This is a genomic window from Nocardia sp. NBC_01499 (assembly GCF_045040275.1).
Classification (GTDB): Bacteria; Actinomycetota; Actinomycetes; order Mycobacteriales; family Mycobacteriaceae; genus Nocardia.
This window is the reverse complement of the sequence record NZ_CP109426.1, coordinates 8,045,741-8,063,778: the sequence shown is the minus strand read 5'-3', so window position 1 is coordinate 8,063,778 and position 18,038 is coordinate 8,045,741. Positions and strand designations below refer to the sequence as shown.

At 66.7% G+C, this 18,038-nt stretch carries 18 protein-coding genes; 10 read left to right on the top strand and 8 right to left on the bottom strand.

Annotated features, from left to right (window positions below; translation table 11 throughout):
* Nucleotides 1-241: 241 nt before the first annotated feature.
* Together hemW and OG203_RS36900 are read right to left on the bottom strand one after the other, a co-directional pair.
* Nucleotides 242-1,417 (bottom strand): radical SAM family heme chaperone HemW, encoded by a 1,176-nt coding sequence (gene hemW, locus OG203_RS36905; protein WP_405168123.1) that lies wholly within the window; start codon nucleotides 1,415-1,417, stop codon nucleotides 242-244.
* Nucleotides 1,418-1,612: 195 nt separating this feature from the next.
* Nucleotides 1,613-2,011, bottom strand: coding sequence for an SgcJ/EcaC family oxidoreductase (locus tag OG203_RS36900; protein ID WP_405161825.1), 399 nt, complete (start codon nucleotides 2,009-2,011; stop codon nucleotides 1,613-1,615).
* Between the two features lie 342 nt (nucleotides 2,012-2,353).
* On the opposite strand from OG203_RS36900, the gene OG203_RS36895 reads away from it, so the two are divergent.
* The 6 genes from OG203_RS36895 to OG203_RS36870 all read left to right on the top strand — a co-directional run bounded on the left by OG203_RS36895 (nucleotide 2,354) and on the right by OG203_RS36870 (nucleotide 8,841).
* The gene (locus OG203_RS36895) at nucleotides 2,354-2,446 is read left to right on the top strand and encodes an Ms4527A family Cys-rich leader peptide (RefSeq protein WP_405161824.1); all 93 of its coding nucleotides are present in this window, start codon (nucleotides 2,354-2,356) and stop codon (nucleotides 2,444-2,446) included.
* Between the two features lie 133 nt (nucleotides 2,447-2,579).
* Nucleotides 2,580-4,397: a nitrite/sulfite reductase gene (locus OG203_RS36890; RefSeq protein WP_405161823.1), complete on the top strand. Its 1,818-nt coding sequence runs from the start codon at nucleotides 2,580-2,582 to the stop codon at nucleotides 4,395-4,397.
* A 41-nt stretch (nucleotides 4,398-4,438) separates the two neighbouring features.
* Nucleotides 4,439-5,170, top strand: a complete 732-nt coding sequence (locus OG203_RS36885; protein ID WP_405161822.1) for a phosphoadenylyl-sulfate reductase — start codon at nucleotides 4,439-4,441, stop codon at nucleotides 5,168-5,170.
* Nucleotides 5,171-5,240: 70 nt separating this feature from the next.
* Nucleotides 5,241-6,203 (top strand): sulfate adenylyltransferase subunit CysD, encoded by a 963-nt coding sequence (cysD, locus tag OG203_RS36880; RefSeq protein ID WP_405161821.1) that lies wholly within the window; start codon nucleotides 5,241-5,243, stop codon nucleotides 6,201-6,203.
* An 81-nt stretch (nucleotides 6,204-6,284) separates the two neighbouring features.
* Nucleotides 6,285-7,580, top strand: a complete 1,296-nt coding sequence (locus OG203_RS36875) for a sulfate adenylyltransferase subunit 1 (protein WP_405161820.1) — start codon at nucleotides 6,285-6,287, stop codon at nucleotides 7,578-7,580.
* A gap of 454 nt (nucleotides 7,581-8,034) precedes the next feature.
* Nucleotides 8,035-8,841, top strand: a complete 807-nt coding sequence (locus tag OG203_RS36870) for a sirohydrochlorin chelatase (RefSeq protein ID WP_405168122.1) — start codon at nucleotides 8,035-8,037, stop codon at nucleotides 8,839-8,841.
* Between the two features lies 1 nt (nucleotide 8,842).
* On the opposite strand, the gene OG203_RS36865 is transcribed toward OG203_RS36870, so the two are convergent.
* From OG203_RS36865 to OG203_RS36855, 3 genes are all read right to left on the bottom strand, one after another.
* Complete coding sequence (locus tag OG203_RS36865; RefSeq protein WP_405161819.1) at nucleotides 8,843-9,469, bottom strand: TetR/AcrR family transcriptional regulator; 627 nt, start codon at nucleotides 9,467-9,469, stop codon at nucleotides 8,843-8,845.
* 93 nt (nucleotides 9,470-9,562) lie between these two features.
* Nucleotides 9,563-10,801: a cytochrome P450 gene (locus OG203_RS36860; RefSeq protein ID WP_405161818.1), complete on the bottom strand. Its 1,239-nt coding sequence runs from the start codon at nucleotides 10,799-10,801 to the stop codon at nucleotides 9,563-9,565.
* A gap of 97 nt (nucleotides 10,802-10,898) precedes the next feature.
* Nucleotides 10,899-11,843, bottom strand: a complete 945-nt coding sequence (locus tag OG203_RS36855) for a helix-turn-helix transcriptional regulator (RefSeq protein ID WP_405161817.1) — start codon at nucleotides 11,841-11,843, stop codon at nucleotides 10,899-10,901.
* 98 nt (nucleotides 11,844-11,941) lie between these two features.
* Here OG203_RS36855 and OG203_RS36850 point away from each other — a divergent pair, with 98 nt between their 5' ends.
* From OG203_RS36850 to OG203_RS36840, 3 genes are all read left to right on the top strand, one after another.
* Nucleotides 11,942-12,352 carry a VOC family protein gene (locus tag OG203_RS36850; protein ID WP_405161816.1) on the top strand — a complete coding sequence of 137 codons (411 nt, stop codon included), beginning with the start codon at nucleotides 11,942-11,944 and terminating at the stop codon, nucleotides 12,350-12,352.
* 329 nt (nucleotides 12,353-12,681) lie between these two features.
* Nucleotides 12,682-13,239 carry an ECF RNA polymerase sigma factor SigK gene (gene sigK, locus OG203_RS36845; protein ID WP_405161815.1) on the top strand — a complete coding sequence of 186 codons (558 nt, stop codon included), beginning with the start codon at nucleotides 12,682-12,684 and terminating at the stop codon, nucleotides 13,237-13,239.
* Complete coding sequence (locus OG203_RS36840) at nucleotides 13,236-14,030, top strand: anti-sigma factor domain-containing protein (protein WP_405161814.1); 795 nt, start codon at nucleotides 13,236-13,238, stop codon at nucleotides 14,028-14,030. Before sigK ends, OG203_RS36840 begins: the two co-directional genes overlap by 4 nt.
* Nucleotide 14,031: 1 nt before the next feature.
* Here OG203_RS36840 and OG203_RS36835 read toward each other — a convergent pair whose 3' ends face one another.
* Nucleotides 14,032-14,904 (bottom strand): cyclopropane mycolic acid synthase family methyltransferase, encoded by an 873-nt coding sequence (locus OG203_RS36835; RefSeq protein WP_405161813.1) that lies wholly within the window; start codon nucleotides 14,902-14,904, stop codon nucleotides 14,032-14,034.
* Between the two features lie 207 nt (nucleotides 14,905-15,111).
* On the bottom strand, nucleotides 15,112-15,906 hold the full coding sequence (locus tag OG203_RS36830) for an HAD family hydrolase (protein WP_405161812.1): 795 nt from the start codon (nucleotides 15,904-15,906) through the stop codon (nucleotides 15,112-15,114).
* A 378-nt stretch (nucleotides 15,907-16,284) separates the two neighbouring features.
* Between OG203_RS36830 and OG203_RS36825 the strand changes: the two genes are divergently transcribed.
* Nucleotides 16,285-17,307, top strand: a complete 1,023-nt coding sequence (locus OG203_RS36825; protein ID WP_405161811.1) for a serine hydrolase domain-containing protein — start codon at nucleotides 16,285-16,287, stop codon at nucleotides 17,305-17,307.
* Between the two features lie 102 nt (nucleotides 17,308-17,409).
* On the opposite strand, the gene OG203_RS36820 is transcribed toward OG203_RS36825, so the two are convergent.
* Entirely contained in the window at nucleotides 17,410-18,024 is a 615-nt protein-coding gene (locus tag OG203_RS36820) for a chloramphenicol phosphotransferase CPT family protein (RefSeq protein ID WP_405161810.1), read from the bottom strand.
* Nucleotides 18,025-18,038: the final 14 nt, after the last annotated feature.

The window sequence follows — 18,038 nt, the reverse complement described above, 5'->3', positions numbered from 1 at the left end:
CCGAGGCCCTCAGCTGATCCCGGCGGACACACGGTCGGCAGCCACCCACCATCTCCCGCCGTCGGTCGTCGAGTGGCACAGGTCGAGGCGTTTGCCGAGACGCCACTTGCGCCACTCAACAAGTGGCAGCCCATTCTTCGGTGAGGGGCCGTCAGCGATCTGACATCACCGTCTTCTATGCGGCGCGCACCGAAGTATCAGGCGGGCCGGGCGATCGGCGCCGCCCTGGCCATAGCCGGTTTCAAGGGACGAGGAGCTGACGGACTACACCGTCGGCCAGGAGCCTGCCTTGATCCGTGAGAACGAGATGGTCGCCGGAGTGGATCGCGAGCCCGTCGGCGATGACGCGATCGGCGGCGGCGAGCCCGACCGGGTCGAGATCAGCGAGGGGTAGGCCGGTGCGGAGGCGGACGGCCAGCATGACGCGCTCGGTGTAGCGCTCGTCGGGGGTGAGGGTTTCCCAGCCTGCGGCCGGCAGGCCACCCTCGGTCACGCGGTCGGCGTAGCGGGCCGGATGTTTGATGTTCCACCAGCGGACGCCGCCGACGTGACTGTGCGCGCCGGGCCCGGCGCCGAGCCAGTCGCCGCCGTCCCAGTAGCCGAGGTTGTGCCTGCAGGCCGCGGCTTCGCTTGCGGCCCAATTGGATACCTCGTACCAGGTCAGACCCGCGGCGGTGAGGCGAGCGTCGATGCGTTCGTAGCGGGCGGCGAGGACGTCGTCGTCGGGGGCGGGGAGTTCGCCGCGACGCACCCGTCGAGCCAGCGCGGTGCCGTCTTCGACGATCAGTGAGTAGGCGGAAACGTGGTCGACACCCGCGGCGAGCACCGCGTCGAGGCTGGCGTCGAGGTCGCTGTCGCGTTCGCCGGGGGTGCCGTAGATCAGGTCGAGGTTCACGTGGTCGAACCCGGCGGCCCGAGCCTCTTTCGCGGCGGCGACGGCACGGCCGGGGGTGTGCGTGCGGTCGAGCACTTTCAGCACGTGGGCGGCGGCGGATTGCATGCCGAGGGAGATCCGGGTGAAGCCCGCCGCGCGGATCTGCTTGAAGAATTCCGGCGAGGTGGATTCCGGGTTGGATTCGGTGGTCACCTCGGCATTCGTGGCGAGGGTGAAGTTCGCGCGCACGGCGTCGAGCACCGCGGCTAGCCCGTCGCCACCGAGCAGCGAGGGGGTGCCACCGCCGACGAAGATCGTCGCCACCTCGGGCGTCGCGGTCGGCAATGCCGCGAATTGCGCTGCCGCCGTAGCCAACTCGCCACGCAACGCTTCCAGCCAGGACTGCGGCGACGCGGACGTCCCGAGCTCGCCCGCGGTATAGGTGTTGAAATCGCAGTATCCGCACCGCGTCGCACAGAACGGAACGTGCACATAGATCCCGAACGGACCGCCCCCGAAATCACTCAGCACCGGTCCGGACATCTCGGTACCGACGGGGATAGTCGCAGGTGAACTCACCCCTCTAGTGTGCAGGTCCCCCAGCACCCACCCGCCCCCGGGCAACCCGCACGCGATCGAGGCCGCCCCGCTCCCCTGCGGATCTGGACGAATGATCACGGGGAACTGGTGGCGGAAAAGTTCGAGAGTCCGCCGCCACCAGTTCCCCCTCACCGACAGTTAGACGACTTCGGCGACCACGGTGTTCTGGTTGGCGGTGAGCAGCCAGCGGCCGTCTTCCTTGGACATCACATACATCGGGGAGCCTTGGCCGGTGAGTTGGCCGTCGTGGGTGAGGTAGCGCTGGATCACTTTGACGGCAGCGACATCCGGTCGGATGAACAGGACGTGCTCGACCTCGTAAGTGGCGGTACCTTCGCGCATCGCGCCGGGCAGGACGTTGGCGGTGAACTCGGCGATGGCCGCGCGGCCGAACAGTCGCTTGCCGCCGCCGGTGGTCCAGATGGCATCTTCGCGGAACAGGTCGACGAATTCGTCGACCAGTTCGTTCTGCTGGACGTGCTGAATGGTCGCGACTACTGCACGGATGGCGCCGAGGTCGACAGATGCGGTACTCATGATGGTCACTGTGATACCTGAAGTGGACTTCAGGTCAAATCAGCTCCGCCGCCGACCCGGCCGAGGGAAACTCGAGTGGCCCCGCCGTGACATCCCGCTCGCCAGGCAACCGCAGTCGACTCGTGTCGACGGGCCTGCGCGAGTAGCTCCGCCGCCATCCCCGTTCAAGGAACGTGGCGCGGTTCACTCCGGGCGGGTTGGACGCATCAACCGCCGCCCGAGCGGGGCGATCTATGACTGGCGTCACATATCAGGTCAACGGTCCAGGGGATTTCCCGCTGAATTGCGGAAAATACGGACGCCCGGTCCGAAGGCCGCCGCTGAGGTGGCACAATAGGCTTCATGCGCGCATCGGGAGTACGACTTGTGGCACGTCGCCACGTCGACTACAAGCGCGTCTGTAGTGCCTGCTGTCTGACCGATTCCCCTCGGTAGCTCAGCGACGCCCATCCCCGGGTCTTCCCGGCGATCCCGATATTCGACTTCATCGGTCCGCTGACACCGCAGGTGCGAGTCAGCCCCTCGCGCCTCCCGCACGGATACAAACCACCCCGCAGGAGCGACCCCCATGACGTCGAGCCCCGACGCCGGTCCGACCGACCAGTCCGGCCCCGAGCCCCGGCCAGGCCACCACACGCGCCCCGACCGCCCCGCTTCCGAGCGCCGCGTCCGCACGCGCGCCGAAGCCGCCGGCGCCGCGACGGCCACCGCGCCGCGCGCCCGCACGGGTAAGCCGGTGCGCCGCAAGGCCGAGGGCCAGTGGGCGCTCGGCTATCGCGAACCGCTGAACCCGAACGAACAGTCCAAGAAGGACGACAACCCGCTCAACGTCCGCGCCCGGATCGAGAACATCTACTCGAAGCAGGGCTTCGACAGCATCGACAAGGGCGACCTGCGCGGCCGTTTCCGCTGGTGGGGTCTCTACACCCAGCGCGAACAGGGCTACGACGGCAGCTGGACCGGCGACGAGAACCTCGACCTGCTCGAGGCCAAGTACTTCATGATGCGCATCCGCTGCGACGCGGGCGCATTGACCGTCGAGCAGCTGCGCACCCTCGGCCAGATCTCCACCGAGTTCGGCCGCGACACCGCGGACCTGTCCGACCGCGAGAACGTGCAGTACCACTGGATCGAGGTGGAGAACGTCCCCGAGATCTGGCAGCGGATCGAGGCGGTCGGGCTCAAGACCACCGAGGCGTGCGGCGACTGCCCGCGCGTGGTGCTCGGCTCGCCGCTGGCCGGTGAATCGTTCAACGAGATCATCGATCCGACGCCCGCGATCGACGAGATCGTGCGCCGCTACATCGGCAAGAAGGAGTACTCCAACCTGCCGCGCAAGTTCAAGACCGCGATCTCGGGCCAGCAGGACGTGGTGCACGAGATCAACGACATCGCGTTCGTCGGGGTGAACCATCCCGAGCACGGACCCGGCCTCGACCTGTGGGTCGGCGGCGGGCTGTCGACGAATCCGATGCTGGCGCAACGGGTCGGCGCGTGGGTGCCGCTCGACGAGGTGCCCGATGTGTGGGAAGCCGTGGTGTCGCTGTACCGCGACTACGGCTACCGCCGCCTTCGCACCAAGGCGCGGCTGAAGTTCCTGGTCAAGGACTGGGGCATCGAGAAGTTCCGCGAGGTGCTCGAAGAGAAGTACCTGAAGCGCAAGCTGATCGACGGTCCCGCACCGGAGCAGCCGACCAAGCCGATCGATCACGTCGGTGTGCAGAAGCTGAAGAACGGGCTCAACGCGGTCGGGTTCTCCCCCATCGCGGGCCGGGTCTCGGGCACGATCCTCACCAAGGTCGCCGACGCGGTCGAGCGGATCGGGTCGGACCGCATCCGGTTCACCCCGTATCAGAAGCTGATCGTGCTCGACGTCGCCGACGACAAGGTCGACGCGCTGATCGATGAGCTTGCCCCCCTTGGGCTGCAGGCACGTCCGTCGCTGTGGCGGCGAAACCTGATGGCCTGCTCGGGAATCGAGTTCTGCAAGCTGTCCTTCGCCGAGACGCGCAAGCGGTCGCAGGTGCTTGTCCCCGAACTCGAGGAGCGGCTCGCCGATCTCAATGCGCAGCTTGACGTTCCGGTCACCATCAACATCAACGGCTGCCCGAACTCGTGCGCGCGGTCGCAGATCGCCGACATCGGGTTCAAGGGCCAGCTGGTCGACGACGGTAGCGGGAATCACGTGGAGGGCTTCCAGGTTCACCTTGGCGGCAGCCTCGGCTTCGACAGCGCTTTCGGGCGAAAACTGCGTCAGCACAAGGTGACCAGCGACGAGCTCGGTGACTACATCGAGCGGGTGGTGCGCAACTTCACCAAGCACCGCGAGGATGGCGAACGGTTCGCACAGTGGGCCGTTCGTGCCGACGAGGCCGATCTGAAATGAGCCTCGCTTGCGAAGGGCCTTCAGGTGATGGGAGATCAACTGTGACAACCGAACTGGTGGCGAAGCTGGCCGAGGACGAGCTGCGGGCCATCGCGGAAAAGGGCGCGGCCGACCTCGGCACGGAGGCGTCGGCACTCGACCTGCTGCGGTGGACCGAGGAGCATTTCGGCGGTGCCGAAGCAGGCGGCTACATCGTCGCCTCGAACATGCAGGACGGCGTGCTGGTGCACCTGGCCGCGCAGGTTCGCGCAGGGGTCGATGTGCTGTTCCTCGACACCGGCTACCACTTCGCCGAGACCATGGGCACCCGCGACGCCGTCGAGGCGGTGTACGGGGTGAACGTGATCGACGTCCGGCCGGAACACACTGTCGCCGGACAGGATCAGTTGCTCGGCAAGGACTTGTTCGGGCGTGATCCTGGTGAGTGCTGCAGGCTGCGCAAGGTCGTTCCGCTGAAGAAGTCCCTAGCTGGGTACAACGCGTGGGTCACCGGCATCCGCCGGGTCGAATCGCCGACCCGCGCCAACGCGCCGCTCATCTCGTTCGACGAGGCGTTCGGGCTTGTGAAGATCAATCCGATCGCCGCCTGGTCCGACGACGAGATGCAGGCCTACATCGAACAGCACGGCATCCTCGTCAATCCCCTTGTCGAAGAGGGCTATCCGTCCATCGGCTGCGCTCCGTGCACACGGAAGCCGGAGCCGGGAGCCGATCCACGAAGCGGGCGTTGGGCAGGCCTCGCCAAGACCGAATGCGGGTTGCACACCGCCTGACCGAGTCAGGCCCGGAGGCGGCAGCCTGCGTAACCACGTAGGGCCCTCGGGCAGGCAGATTGGACACAGCATGACGGAGACCATTGTGAGCGAACTTCTAGGCGAGTCCTCGAACACCACCGAACGTGCCTTCGGCATCACCGATTTCGATACCCTTGCCGCGCTGGAGTCGGAGTCGATCCACATCTTCCGTGAGGTGGCAGGGGAATTCGAGCGGCCGGTGATCCTGTTCTCCGGCGGCAAGGATTCCACCGTGCTGCTGCATTTGGCGCTCAAGGCATTCTGGCCTGCGCCGCTGCCGTTCTCGCTGCTGCACGTCGACACCGGGCACAATCTGCCCGAGGTGCTCGAGTTCCGGGACAAGATCGTCGAACGGTACGGGCTTCGGCTGCACGTCGCCAAGGTCGAGGATTACCTCGCCGACGGCAGGCTCACCGAGCGCCCGGACGGCATTCGCAACCCGCTGCAGACCGTTCCGCTGCTGGACGCGATCAGCGAGCATCGCTTCGACGCGGTGTTCGGCGGCGGCCGCCGTGACGAGGAGCGGTCCCGCGCCAAGGAGCGAATCTTCTCCCTGCGCAACGCCTTCGGGCAGTGGGATCCGAAGCGGCAGCGGCCCGAGCTGTGGAATCTGTACAACGGACGGCACGCGCCTGGTGAACATGTGCGGGTGTTCCCGCTGAGTAACTGGACCGAGCTGGACATCTGGCGCTACATCGCGCGCGAGGACATCGACCTGGCGAGTATCTACTACGCGCATCAGCGTCCGGTGTATCAGCGTGACGGCATGTGGATGACGCCCGGCGTGTGGGGCGGGCCGCGGGAAGATGAAGTGCTGGAGACGCTTTCGGTGCGCTACCGCACCGTCGGCGACGGATCATCCACCGGCGCTGTGCTTTCCGACGCAGCCGATAACGAGGCGATCCTCGCCGAGGTGGCCGCGTCCCGACTGACCGAGCGTGGGGCCACCCGCGGTGACGACCGCGTGTCGGAAGCCGCGATGGAAGACCGCAAGCGCGAAGGCTACTTCTGATGCGGCCGAACCTGGTGCGCGGCACCGCCCCGATCGCGGAGACCGTGATGAAAGAACGCAAGCGAAAGGGTTACCTCTGATATGTCCGACCTATTGAGGCTGGCTACCGCCGGTTCTGTCGACGACGGTAAGTCCACTCTGGTCGGGCGTCTGCTGTACGACACGAAATCCGTTCTCGCCGATCAGATCGACGCCGTTACTCGCGCGTCGGTGGACAAAGGTCTTGCCACGCCGGATCTTTCGCTGCTCGTCGACGGGCTGCGTGCCGAACGTGAGCAGGGCATCACCATCGATGTCGCCTACCGCTATTTCGCTACGCCGCAACGTTCTTTCGTGCTCGCGGACACGCCGGGGCACGTGCAGTACACGCGCAATACGGTGTCCGGCGCGTCGACCGCGCAGCTGGTGATTCTGCTCGTCGACGCGCGCAAGGGCGTTATCGAGCAGACCCGACGGCACGCGGCGGTACTCGCGCTGCTCGGGGTGCCGAGGCTGGTGCTCGCGGTGAACAAGATCGACCTGGTCGATGACGCGGCGACCGTGTTCGCGGAGATCTCCGCCGAATTCAACGGTCTCACCCGCACACTCGGCTGGTCCGACGACGACGTGCTGGAGATTCCGGTCTCCGCGCTGCACGGCGACAACATCGCCACCCGCTCGGACAGCACCCCGTACTACAGCGGACCCTCGCTGATCGAGCACCTCGAATCGGTGCCGGTCGATGCCGACAGCACCGGCAATCACACACTGGGACTTCGCTTTCCGGTGCAGTACGTGATCCGGCCGCGCACCGCCGAATACCCCGATTACCGCGGTTACGCCGGACAGATCGCGGCCGGTGCGGTCGCGCCGGGTGACGAGGTCGTCGTGCTGCCCTCCGGGATTCGCACCACCGTCGAGCGAATCGACACTCCGGACGGTGAACTCGCGGTGGCGCAGACCGGCCGCAGCGTCACGCTGATCCTCGCCGATGAGGTCGACATCTCCCGCGGCGACACCATCGCCTCGGTCGCCGACGCCCCCGAGCCGATCGACACCTTCGACGCCACCGTCTGCTGGCTCGGCGACAAGCCGCTGCACCCCGGCGCCCGCCTGCTGCTCAAGCACGGCACCCGCACCACCCAGGCCATCGTCGGCGCACTGCTCGAACGCTTCGACGAACAACGCCTGATCGCCGACCCGAACCCAGAATCATTGGCCCTCAACGACATCGGCCGCATCTCCCTGCGCACCGCCGAACCCATCGCCGTCGACGACTACCGAGTAAACCGCCACACCGGCAGCTTCCTGCTCATCGACCCCGCCGGCGGCAACACCCTGGCCGCAGGTCTCGTCGGCGACGTACTGTCGGCCGTCGAAGTCGGCACCGGAGCCTGACATGACGCACCCGTTCGGCATCGCGACAACGCGGCCCCTCGCCGTGCGCGCGGTGCCGGGCGCGCGCGTAACCGCGACAACGGCGACCGGCGGCGCCAATGGCCCGCCGGAAGCCGTCGTGCCGCCACCAGCGCTCGACACCGCCGTAAAGCTGAACGCGCATGCGGCACTGAGCATCTCGGCGCGGCCCTTCGCCGCCAAAGCGGTGGCGGACAGGATGGTGGCGTCGCCCGAGACCGCGGCAGCGTCGACCGGCGGCGCCGATGCGCTGCCGGGAGACGCGGCTTCATCCGTCGCGATGGCTTCATCCGTCGCGATGGCTTCGTCCTTCACGATGGCTTCGTCCTTCACGATGGCTTCGTCCCTCACGATGGCTTCGTCCTTCGCGAGGGCGTCGAACATCACGATGCCGCGCGCCGTCCACGCGGCAGTAGAGACGGATGCGCTTGCGGCACTGAACATCGCTGCTGGGTCACCCGGGAGCGAGGGCACGCCGTTTGACGGCAGGCCTGCGCTGATCGCGGTGGCGCACGGTAGTCGGGATCCTCGGTCGGCGGCGACAATGTCGGCGGTTGTTGCCGAGATCGCGGCTGCCCGGCCGGAGTTCGATGTGCGGCTGGCGTTTCTCGATCTCAGTGCCCCTTCGGTTGATCAGGTTGTGGATGCTGTTGCGGTCCAAGGGCATACACATGCGATTGTCGCGCCGTTGCTGCTGGGCAGCGCCTTTCATGCTCGGGTGGATCTGCCCGGACTGTTGGCTGCGGCGCATGCCCGGCATCCGCAGCTGCACTTGACTCAGGCGGATGTTCTCGGTCCTGATGCCCGGCTGATTGCTGCTCTGCGAGATCGCGTGACGGAAGCGTCCTCGCTCGTTGCGACGCGAGATGCGTTGGAAGCCCCGTCGAATCGACGCCTTGGTATCGCGGTTGCCGCGGTGGGCTCATCCTCCCCCGCCGCCAACGGCCGCACGACCGAGGTGGCCCGCCGCCTCGCCGCACTCACCGGGCACCTCACCGAGATCTGCTTCGCCACCACTGAACCATCACTGCCCCAGGCGATATCGCGCCTGCGCACCCGCGGCGCCGACAACATCCTTGTCGCCCCCTGGTTCCTGGCGCCGGGCCTACTCACCGATCGCCTCGTCACCGCAGCGCCGAATGTGTTCCACGCCAACGTCATCGGCCCACACCCAGCCCTCACCGACATCGTCTGGAACCGCTACGACGCGGCGATCACCAACGCCCTCACCATGTCGGCCTAGTTCACGAGCCGAGCAGGTTGTCGACGATGGCGCGGGCCGTCGCCACGCCCCACTCGTCACCCATCTGGTGGGAGGTGTGCGCGGCACCGATCACGGCGGCCAGTTCGAAGGCGATCACGTCGGCATTGCGTTCGCCGAGGTGTCCTTGCTCCTGGGCGCGCCGGACCTCGTTGGCCACGAAGGTGAGGAAGTCGCGGTTGTCCGCCGAAATCGCATCGCGGATGGGACCGGGGCGGCTGTCGAACTCGGCGATGGTGGCCACCCGGAAGCAGCCGCCGGGGAAGGCGGGCTCGACAACCTGGCCGAACCAGCGATCGATGAGGGCGCGCAGGCGAGGCATGCCACTGTCCTCATCGAGGCTCGGCGTGACGACCTGGTCCAGAAATACGTCACGCGCCGCTTTGACCGCGGCCAGCTGCAGGCTCTCCTTGCTGCCGAACAAGGTCGCGATGCCGCTCTTGCTGAGCCCGAGATCGGCGGCCAGCCTGCCGATGCTCACCCCGGTCAGCCCCTCGACGGACGCCACATCGGCGGCATGCCGGGCAATCGAAGCCCGCGATCGCGCCCCTTTGGCCAACCGCTGATCGATACCTTGCTGCCGGTCAGCAGCGGTAGTGGACTCGGACATGTGCCCATCCTCCCACGAAATCGCGCGAATACGAACGTACGGTCGTACTTCGATGAACGACCGGGTGCTCGCTCCCATTCCCCGATATGGCAGCTAGGGGCGTAGGCGCACCGGCAAAGCGGTCAGCCCTCGGATGGCGAAGCTAGTGCGCCACTCGAGTTCGGAGCGCGGCGATAGTTCCAGATCGGGGTACTGCCGCAGCAACCGAGCCAGTCCGATGCAGCCCTCCATGCGGGCCAAGGGCGCCCCGACGCAGTAGTGGATGCCGTGGCCGAAGGCGAGGTGACCGTTGTCGGATCGGTCTATGTCGATGCTTTCCGGATCGGCGAATCGACGAGGGTCCCGGCCGGTCGCCGCCACGGACAAGGCGATCAGCTCGCCGGCGGCGATGTCGATGCCACCTACGGTGATCGGGGTGGTCGTGTAGCGGAAGGTCGTCTCACTCGTCGGTGACCGATGCCTGAGCACCTCCTCGATGAACGCCGGGATGCTCGCGGGGTCGCTGCGTAACCGCTGGTGTGAGTTGTGGTCTGCCAACAGCGTGACCACTGCGTTGCCGATGAGGTTCGCGGCCGTCTCGAAACCGGCGACCAACAGGACGAGGACCATGCTGCGCAGTTCGCGGGGAGTGAGCCGGTCGCCGTCCGCTCCGGCCGCGATGAGCTCGGAGAGCAGGTCGGCGCCCGGTTCGGCGGTCCGCTGGTGGATGAGGTGATCGATATACGCGACGAACTCGGTGGCGGCCGTCATCCGCTCGCGCGGAGCGTGCTCGCCGGACACGATGACCGTCGACCAATGCTGGAACTTCCCACGGTCCTGGTCCGGCACTCCGAGCAGCTCACAGATCACCGACATCGACAACGGCACCGCATAGCGGTCAAGCAGATCCACGACATCATCGGCGGCCAGCTCATTGAGCAGGGCGTCGGCGAGCTCGGTGACGCGCGGTGCCAGCCCGCGCACAGCTCGTGTGCCGAACGCGCCGCTGAGCAAGGTCCGCAGCCGGGTGTGCTCGGGCGGGTCGTAGAAGACCAGCATGTGTTCGAACGGGCCGCTTTGCCGCTGGTGGCCGGCATTGTTGGCCGCGAGGGCCGCCCGCGCGCCGTCGGAGCCAAGGCGTTTGCTGATGCCGGGATGCGTGAACGCCGCTTTCGCTTCGGCATAGCCGGTGATCAGCCATCCGGTGCTGCGATCAGGAAACACCACCCGGTTGACCGGCCCCCGATCACGCAGCGCGCGGTAGGCGGCCTGCGGGTCACGGTAGAAATCGGGGGTCAACACGAACGGCTTGTTCGCTGATCCGTCGGCGGCAGAAGCGGTTTCGATCTCCATCTGGCGACGCTATCAGCGTGGCGGCGAGTGAAGCCCCGCCATGGTCTGCCGCTTCATGGTCGGCGGTGCGACCTACTGGAGATTCTCCGGGTGTGGGTCAGGGGTGGTAGCGGTCGACGAGTTCGGTGCCGATTCGGGCTAGTTCGGTGCGAACTTCCGGTGGATCGAGGACTTCGATGGAAGCGCCCCAACCTGCCAGTTGCTGGGCGAGCATCCAGGCGGTGGGGGCGGTGATCTGGACTCGGACGCGGCCGTCGTCGACCGGGCCGTCGACTACGCAATGTCTGCCCTGCTGATCGCGCAGGATCGGCAGCAGTCGCTCGGCGATCAGGACGGTTGCGGCGGTGGCGGCGCGGCGCTGCTCGACCTCGTCCACTACCTCGTTCCAGGTGGCGGACAGGTCGAAATCAGTTGGGCGGTGGGCGATTTCGCAGGTAATGACAGCTTCGGCGATGCGGTCGATGCGGAAAGTGCGTTGGCCGTGGTCGGTTCCGGCGATGAGGTACCAGATGGCGTCCTTGTCGATCAGGCCCCACGGGTCAACGAGACGGTCGGTGTGTTCGCCCTTCTTGCTGGCGTAGCGCAGGCGAACCTTGTTGCGCTGCACCACCGCTCGCTGCAGCAGCGCGACCACCGGCGGCAGCTCGCGGTCCGTCTGCCCCCATCGAGCCGGGTCGATCACCACGGCGTCGGCCGCCGCGGTGGCGTCGGTCCGGAACGGCTGCGGCAGGGCGCGAACCAGTTTGCGCAGCGCCGATTTCACCTCCGGCACCGCGCTCGCCGACGGGCCGGCCAGCAGGAACAACGCCCGCGCCTCGCCCGCGGTCAAACCGGTGAGGTCGGTGCGCGCGCCGCCGACCAGCGACCATCCGCCGCCGCGACCGGGCTGCGGATACACCGGGACGCCCGCCGTCGACAACGCCTCGAGGTCACGGCGCGCGGTGGCGACCGACGTCTCCAGCTCCTCCGCGACTTCGGCCGCGGTCACCCGTCCGCGCGTCTGCATCATCAGCAGAATCGCCACCAACCTGTCCGCTCGCATGCGCACAATTCTGCCGGAGAAAGTGCTCATTCGGTGAGCACTTTTGCGCGGAGGATGGTTTCCACAAGCACAGCAAGAACCGATGAAGGAGACCCACAATGCTGCGAGGAATGGCGACGAGCACGTTCTACGCCGACGACGTCGAGGCCGCGAAGGACTGGTACAGCGAGTTCCTCGGCGTCGAGCCATACTTCACCGTCCCCGGCGGCTACTACGAGTTCCGCATCGGCGACTACCTGCACGAATTCGGCCTCATCAACCGCGCCTACGCACCGCAGGGAGCACGCAACGCACCCGGCGGCGCGATCGTGAACTGGCACGTCGATGACCTCAAGGCCACCTTCGACCGCCTGCTCGAACTCGGCGCCAAAGAATACGACCCGATCACCGAGCGCGGCAAAGGCACCGGCTTCGTAACCGCCTCCGTCATCGACCCCTTCGGCAACATCCTCGGCCTCATGTCGAACCCGCACTACCTCGAGGTGCTGGCCAAAACCGGCCCGGCATAACCTCGAAACGGTGACATGGTGCCGGACGGGACTCGTTCGTCCGGCACCATGCCCCGCCGCGTGTCCCGGCCGGTCGCCTCGGCCGGGACACCGCGCGAGCCGCCGCTGGCAGGCAGGCTCTGCATAGAAGTCGAAGCCGGAGCGAGCGCGGATTGGTCCGGATTTCGACGGCGCGCGGGGTAGCGGCGGCGTTGCGGTGGCTGAGGCGTCATATGATCTGGCTCACATCCGCCGTTGCCTCGCGCACGGCTTCCGGCTTGGTCAGGCTTGGAAGGACACCTATGGTCAGCCGCGCCCGAGCTCTACCCGGCGCCCGCACCCCCGACAACATGACCGATGCAGCGAACACCCCGGAACTATTGCTGCGCCGCATCGCTCGCGGCGACGAGCAGGCCTTCGCCGCGCTCTACGACATCGTCGCGGGCCCGGTTCTCGGCATCGTCGCGAGTGTTCTGCGCGACCACGCGCAGTCCGAAGAGGTCGCGCAGGAGGTGCTACTGGAGATCTGGCTCAAGGCGGCGCAGTTCGACGAGCACGGCCGCAGCGCACTGGCGTGGGTGCTGACCATCGCGCACCGGCGCGCCGTCGACCGGGTGCGCTACCAGCATGCCAACGCCGAAAGAGAAAACCGCGCAGGACAATTGGAGCCGCGCCACGGATACGACGAGGTGGTGGAGGCGACGCTGGCCAAGATGGAGCACGAGGCGGTCCGGCAGGCGCTCGACGACCTCACCGAGCTGCAACGCCGATCGATCGTCCTCGCCTACTACGGCGGCCGCACCTACCGCGAGGTCTCCGAGACGCTCGACAAGCCGGTCGGCACGATCAAGACCCGGATGCGCGACGGCCTGATCCGTCTGCGCGAGAGTTTGGGAGAGCGCTCGTGACACCGGACCTGCACAACCTCACCGGCGCATACGTTTTGGACGCGTTGTCCACCGCCGAGCGCGTCGGCTTCGAGCGGCACCTTGCCGACTGCGCGGCGTGCCGCACCGAGGTCGACGAGCTGAGCGAGGTCGCCATGCGGCTGGCCGTCGCGATGCCGCCACAGCCCGCGGCGGACATGAAAGATCGGGTGCTTGCCGATATCCGCGCGCGGCCGCAGCGGCGCTCCGACGACGTCCTCGGGAGTACCCAGTTGTTGCCCGCGCTGGACGCGCTCGGCCGTACCGACATCATGCCCGCGCTGAATGGGTTGGCAGACAACACTATTCCTACACCGCAACGCCGTTGGGTCATTCGGGTCGCGCTCGGTGTCGCCGCCGCCGTCGCGGTGGTCGCCGTGCTGCTCACCGGGCTCGCGTTCGTCGGCAGCGAGCAGCGCGGCGACGTGGTCGCGACGGATCAGGTGCGCGATGCCGGGGACGCGGTCACCAGAACCGGCACAGTGACGACGGGTGACGGTGTGGCACAGGCGATGTGGTCGGCCAGCGTCGGCAAGATGGTCGTCACGGTCACCGGGTTGCCGAGGCCGGATGACGACCACGGCTATCAACTGTGGACCATCCCGGCCGACGGCATGCCGCGGTCGGCCGGGATGATGCACGTCTCCGGTGGTCGCGCCGAGCTGGCGGGCGACCTTGCCAGAGACACCGCGTTGCTCGCGATCACGGCGGAACCGAGCGGCGGCTCAGCTCAGCCGACAACACCCATCGTGGCGCGAATCCCGCTGAGCTGAACTACTTCACACAGGTGAACTGCATGACGTCGAGGTGGCCCGCCCGGAAGTGATGGGCGCATCCCGTCAGATAGCGCATGTATGTCTGATAGGTGTCCGCGCCGCACAGGGCCTCCGCCTCGTCGCGGCGTTCGGCGAGCGCGGCCGCCCAGTGATCGAGGGTTTTCGCGTAGTGCAGTTGCAGCGGGTGGATCCGTTCCACGGAGAAGCCCGCGTTCTGCGCGTACTGGCGCACGCCCGGCGGGAATACGCTGCTGTGAAAGGGCAATTGGCCGCCGGGGAAGATGACGTCACGGATGAAACGGAAGAAGTCGATATCGGTGCGGTCGAGCTTTATGTCGTGTTCGCGCAGATACGTCAATCCGTAGATGACAATGCTGTGCAACAACATTCGGCCGTCTTCGGGCAGCGTGCGGTAGGCGAAGTCGAAGAACTCGGTGTACCGCTCGTGCCGAAAGTGTTCGAAAGCACCGATACTGACGATTCGGTCGACCTTGCCGTCGAACTCTTCCCACCCTTGCAGGCGGACCTCGGCGCGCCCGCCGTAGCCACCCTCGTCCAGCATGTCCTGCACGTAACCGTGCTGGTTCTTGCTGAGCGTCAGCCCGATGACCTTGACGTCGTAGCATTCCAGCGCGCGCATCATCGTCGAACCCCAGCCACAGCCGATATCGAGCAGGGTCATGCCGGGGCGCAGGTCGCACTTGCCGAGGGCGAGATCGATTTTCGCGCGCTGGGCCTGTTCGAGGGTGTAGTCGTCCTGTTCGAAGTAGGCGCAGCTGTAGGTGCGGGTCGGGTCTAGGAACAGGGCGAAGAAGTCGTCGGACAGGTCGTAATGGGTCTGCACCTCCGCGTAGAACGGCGTGCGGGTCATGTCGATAACCTCCGTCGAGTCCATCGATGGTCGACCGATCCGTGCGCTGTGCGACGGGTCGGGCGATGAACAGGCGATCGAGCAGCGGCGGACGCGGACGCGCGCCGCGATGTTCAGGTAGCGGCGATGCTTGGCCAGGCGACGGTCCTGGCATCAGCTACGAACATCGATGTTCACAATAGCGCAGGCGGATGTTGGCCCACCAGATTAGGGGCGAAACCAGCGCTCGAGGACGGTAGCGACGCCGTCTTCGAGCACGTCGCCGGTGACCTCGTCGGCCAGGTCTCTGACCTCGGCGGGCGCGTTTGCCATCGCTACGGAATGTGCTGCCCAGCGCAGCATTTCGCGATCGTTGTAGCCGTCGCCGATGGCAAGGGTGGCGGTGCGTGGGACTTGTAGTGCCAGGCGGAGGCGTTCGAGGGCCCACCCTTTGGAGACGCCTTGGCGGGAAACGGTGAGCCAGGGACCGAATTCGCCGTGCACCCAGCTGGCGCCGGGGACCTTGAGCTTGTGCAGCAGGCGCAGCATTTCCGCCAGCGAACCCTGCGGCCACCAGCCATTGAGCCGTGGGGTCGGCTCGCTGCTCAAGGCGCTGTGGTCGACGAGCAGGTATTCGCCGAGCGAGAACTCCCCCGGGCTGACGCCGGTGGCCCAGTAGCCGATGCCGACCTTCTCCACGGCGAAGATCATCTCGGGGATCAAGGCGCGCAATGCGACGACCGCGGGCGCGGGGTCGAAGTCCTGCACGGTCAACGGTTGGCCCTGAGCTACGTCGACGTGCACCGCGCCGTTGGAACACAGCGCATGCCCTTCGACGAGGCCGAGCTCGGCCAGCACCGACCTGGTCGCCAAGACGGTCCGCCCGGTCGTCACCACTACATGCGCGCCCGATGCGACGGCCGCGCGCACAGCGGCGGCCACCCGCTCGCTGACCGGACTCCCGGTGTCGAGCAGCGTTCCGTCCACATCCAGCGCGATGAGCTGGGGTCCCCCGCTTGCCACCAGTCCATTGTGCCCCGCCGCGACGGTGCTCGTCCGGCGATCAACCGCACGAGACCTCTACGTGCGTCCGATGATTCAGTAGCGCGGTGACAGGCCCTAGAGCGCCGCACCGTAGACACCACCCTGGGTGGGTCTGCCTGGCACCTGGGTATCGCAACACGGTGTACCAGTTTGGCTCTCGGGGGTGAGGTGCGTCCGGTCAAAGCTTCCTAGCGTAAGTCCTGCCAACTGTTGGAGGACGAAATGCGCAGGTGTACCTACATTTTCGGCGCTATATGCGCCACCGCGACACTGACGCTGTGCGCGTGCGGGACCGGGGACCACGCGAGTACCGCTGCCCCGCCCAGCTATACCGACACACGAACCATTCTGCAGCGGTTGACCACTGCCGACGGCGCACCGGGAGCCCTGCTCGAAGTGAGCGACGCGCACGGCCGAACCGTGCTGACGAGCGGTGTCGCGAACATCGAGACCCATGCGCCGATAGCCGAGGACAGCCGGTTCCGCATCGGCAGCATGACCAAGATGTTCGTGGCCACCGTGGTGCTGCAACTCGTTGGTGAGGATCGGGTGGCACTCGACGCGCCGGTCGAGCAGTACCTGCCCGGACTGATCCGCGGCAATGGCAATGACGGGCATGACATCACGGTGCGCCAGCTGCTCCAGCACACCAGCGGGCTGCCCGACTACTTGGACTATCTGAACCAAGAGCAAGTCCTGAATGATCCACTCCAACACCATGATCCCCTGGAACTAGTACAGCTCGCGCTGGCCAACCCGCGACTGTTCCCGCCGGGCACCGGCTGGCAGTACTCCAACACCGACTACCTGCTGGCAGGCATGCTCATCGAGAAGATCACCGGTCGGCCGTACGGAGAAGCGATCGACCAGCGCATCATTGGGCCGCTCGGCCTGCGCGACACATCCGTTCCGGGGGACGAACCGAGCATCCCGGGCGATCACCCGCAGGGTTACGTCAAGCACGGAAACTCCGGCACCATAGACCTGACCGAGTTCAATGCGTCGGTCGCGGGCGCCGCCGGGGGAATGATCTCCAGCGCAACGGATCTCAACCAGTTCATCGACTCCCTCGTCAATGGTCGCCTCCTGAACCCGCCCGAACTCCAGGCGATGATGACGACCCGACCAACCGGCGATTCATCCCAAGACGCCTACGGTCTCGGTTTACAGAGCACACCATTACCCTGCGGTGGCCTGTACTGGGGACACGACGGCGGCATCCCCGGCTTCCAAACGATAGGCGCGACCACAACCGACGGCCGCACCGCAACGATGATGACCAACCTCTACCCTGGCGAAAACGAAGCACAGGACGCGGACATCCGTACCACCCTCGCCACAGCATTGTGCGCAAGCAGCCCCGCGAAACCCAAGCCCTGACCACGACAATCCAGGCAACCGCCGAATCCGAGAGCCCTGAACCGGTTTGACGAAAGCCGCTGTCCGCGTTGATGTATGGGCGGCTGCCACGCCGCCGGGCGGTCACGGCGGGAGCGGTTGTCCGCTGGGCTGCGCTCGCCGCAGTACGGTTCTGGCCAGTTCAGCGGGGGATGCCGTGGTGGTGTCGACGATCATGTCGTAGGGGATGCCGTGGTCGTGGACAGCGTGGAAGTGGCCGCGCGCCAAGCCGATTTCGTTGCCGCGCGCCACTTCTCGCCGCTCCGCTACGGGCAGCGGGCAGTTGACGGACACCAGCTGAATGTCAAGGCCCGCGAGGGCGTTCAGCCACATCGGAAGCAGATCCGGAGTCAGCAACATCTCATCGATAACGAGGTGATCACCGCCGTGGGCGAACGCGGCGGCAGCGGCACAGGCGGACTCCAGCATCCGCCGACCCACCGGCCCATAGCGGACGACCAGCAGCGGGTGGCCGTCGGCGGCTCGCCCGGTGCGGTCGTACCAGAAACCCGCGCGACTGAGTGGACCGTCGCGTCCCCCACCCCAGTTCGGCGGCACCAGGTCGAAGAGGGTGTCGATGCCCCAGTAGACGAACGGGACGTCACTCTCGTCCTGGATGCTTCGAGCCAAGGTCGTCTTGCCCGAACTCGACGTCCCGTTGAGGAGGATGACCCGGCTGGGGCTCGCAACGCTCGGCATCCGGCCACAGTATC

Excerpts from the sequence above, each read along its gene's own strand:
- hemW (WP_405168123.1), bottom strand. The coding sequence starts at position 1,417 with ATGTCCGGACCGGTGCTGAGTGATTTCGGGGGCGGTCCGTTCGGGATC.
- OG203_RS36900 (WP_405161825.1), bottom strand. The coding sequence starts at position 2,011 with ATGAGTACCGCATCTGTCGACCTCGGCGCCATCCGTGCAGTAGTCGCG.
- OG203_RS36895 (WP_405161824.1), top strand. The coding sequence starts at position 2,354 with ATGCGCGCATCGGGAGTACGACTTGTGGCACGTCGCCACGTCGACTAC.
- OG203_RS36890 (WP_405161823.1), top strand. The coding sequence starts at position 2,580 with ATGACGTCGAGCCCCGACGCCGGTCCGACCGACCAGTCCGGCCCCGAG.
- cysD (WP_405161821.1), top strand. The coding sequence starts at position 5,241 with ATGACGGAGACCATTGTGAGCGAACTTCTAGGCGAGTCCTCGAACACC.
- OG203_RS36875 (WP_405161820.1), top strand. The coding sequence starts at position 6,285 with ATGTCCGACCTATTGAGGCTGGCTACCGCCGGTTCTGTCGACGACGGT.
- OG203_RS36865 (WP_405161819.1), bottom strand. The coding sequence starts at position 9,469 with ATGTCCGAGTCCACTACCGCTGCTGACCGGCAGCAAGGTATCGATCAG.
- OG203_RS36860 (WP_405161818.1), bottom strand. The coding sequence starts at position 10,801 with ATGGAGATCGAAACCGCTTCTGCCGCCGACGGATCAGCGAACAAGCCG.
- OG203_RS36855 (WP_405161817.1), bottom strand. The coding sequence starts at position 11,843 with ATGCGAGCGGACAGGTTGGTGGCGATTCTGCTGATGATGCAGACGCGC.
- OG203_RS36850 (WP_405161816.1), top strand. The coding sequence starts at position 11,942 with ATGCTGCGAGGAATGGCGACGAGCACGTTCTACGCCGACGACGTCGAG.
- sigK (WP_405161815.1), top strand. The coding sequence starts at position 12,682 with ATGACCGATGCAGCGAACACCCCGGAACTATTGCTGCGCCGCATCGCT.
- OG203_RS36835 (WP_405161813.1), bottom strand. The coding sequence starts at position 14,904 with ATGACCCGCACGCCGTTCTACGCGGAGGTGCAGACCCATTACGACCTG.
- OG203_RS36820 (WP_405161810.1), bottom strand. The coding sequence starts at position 18,024 with ATGCCGAGCGTTGCGAGCCCCAGCCGGGTCATCCTCCTCAACGGGACG.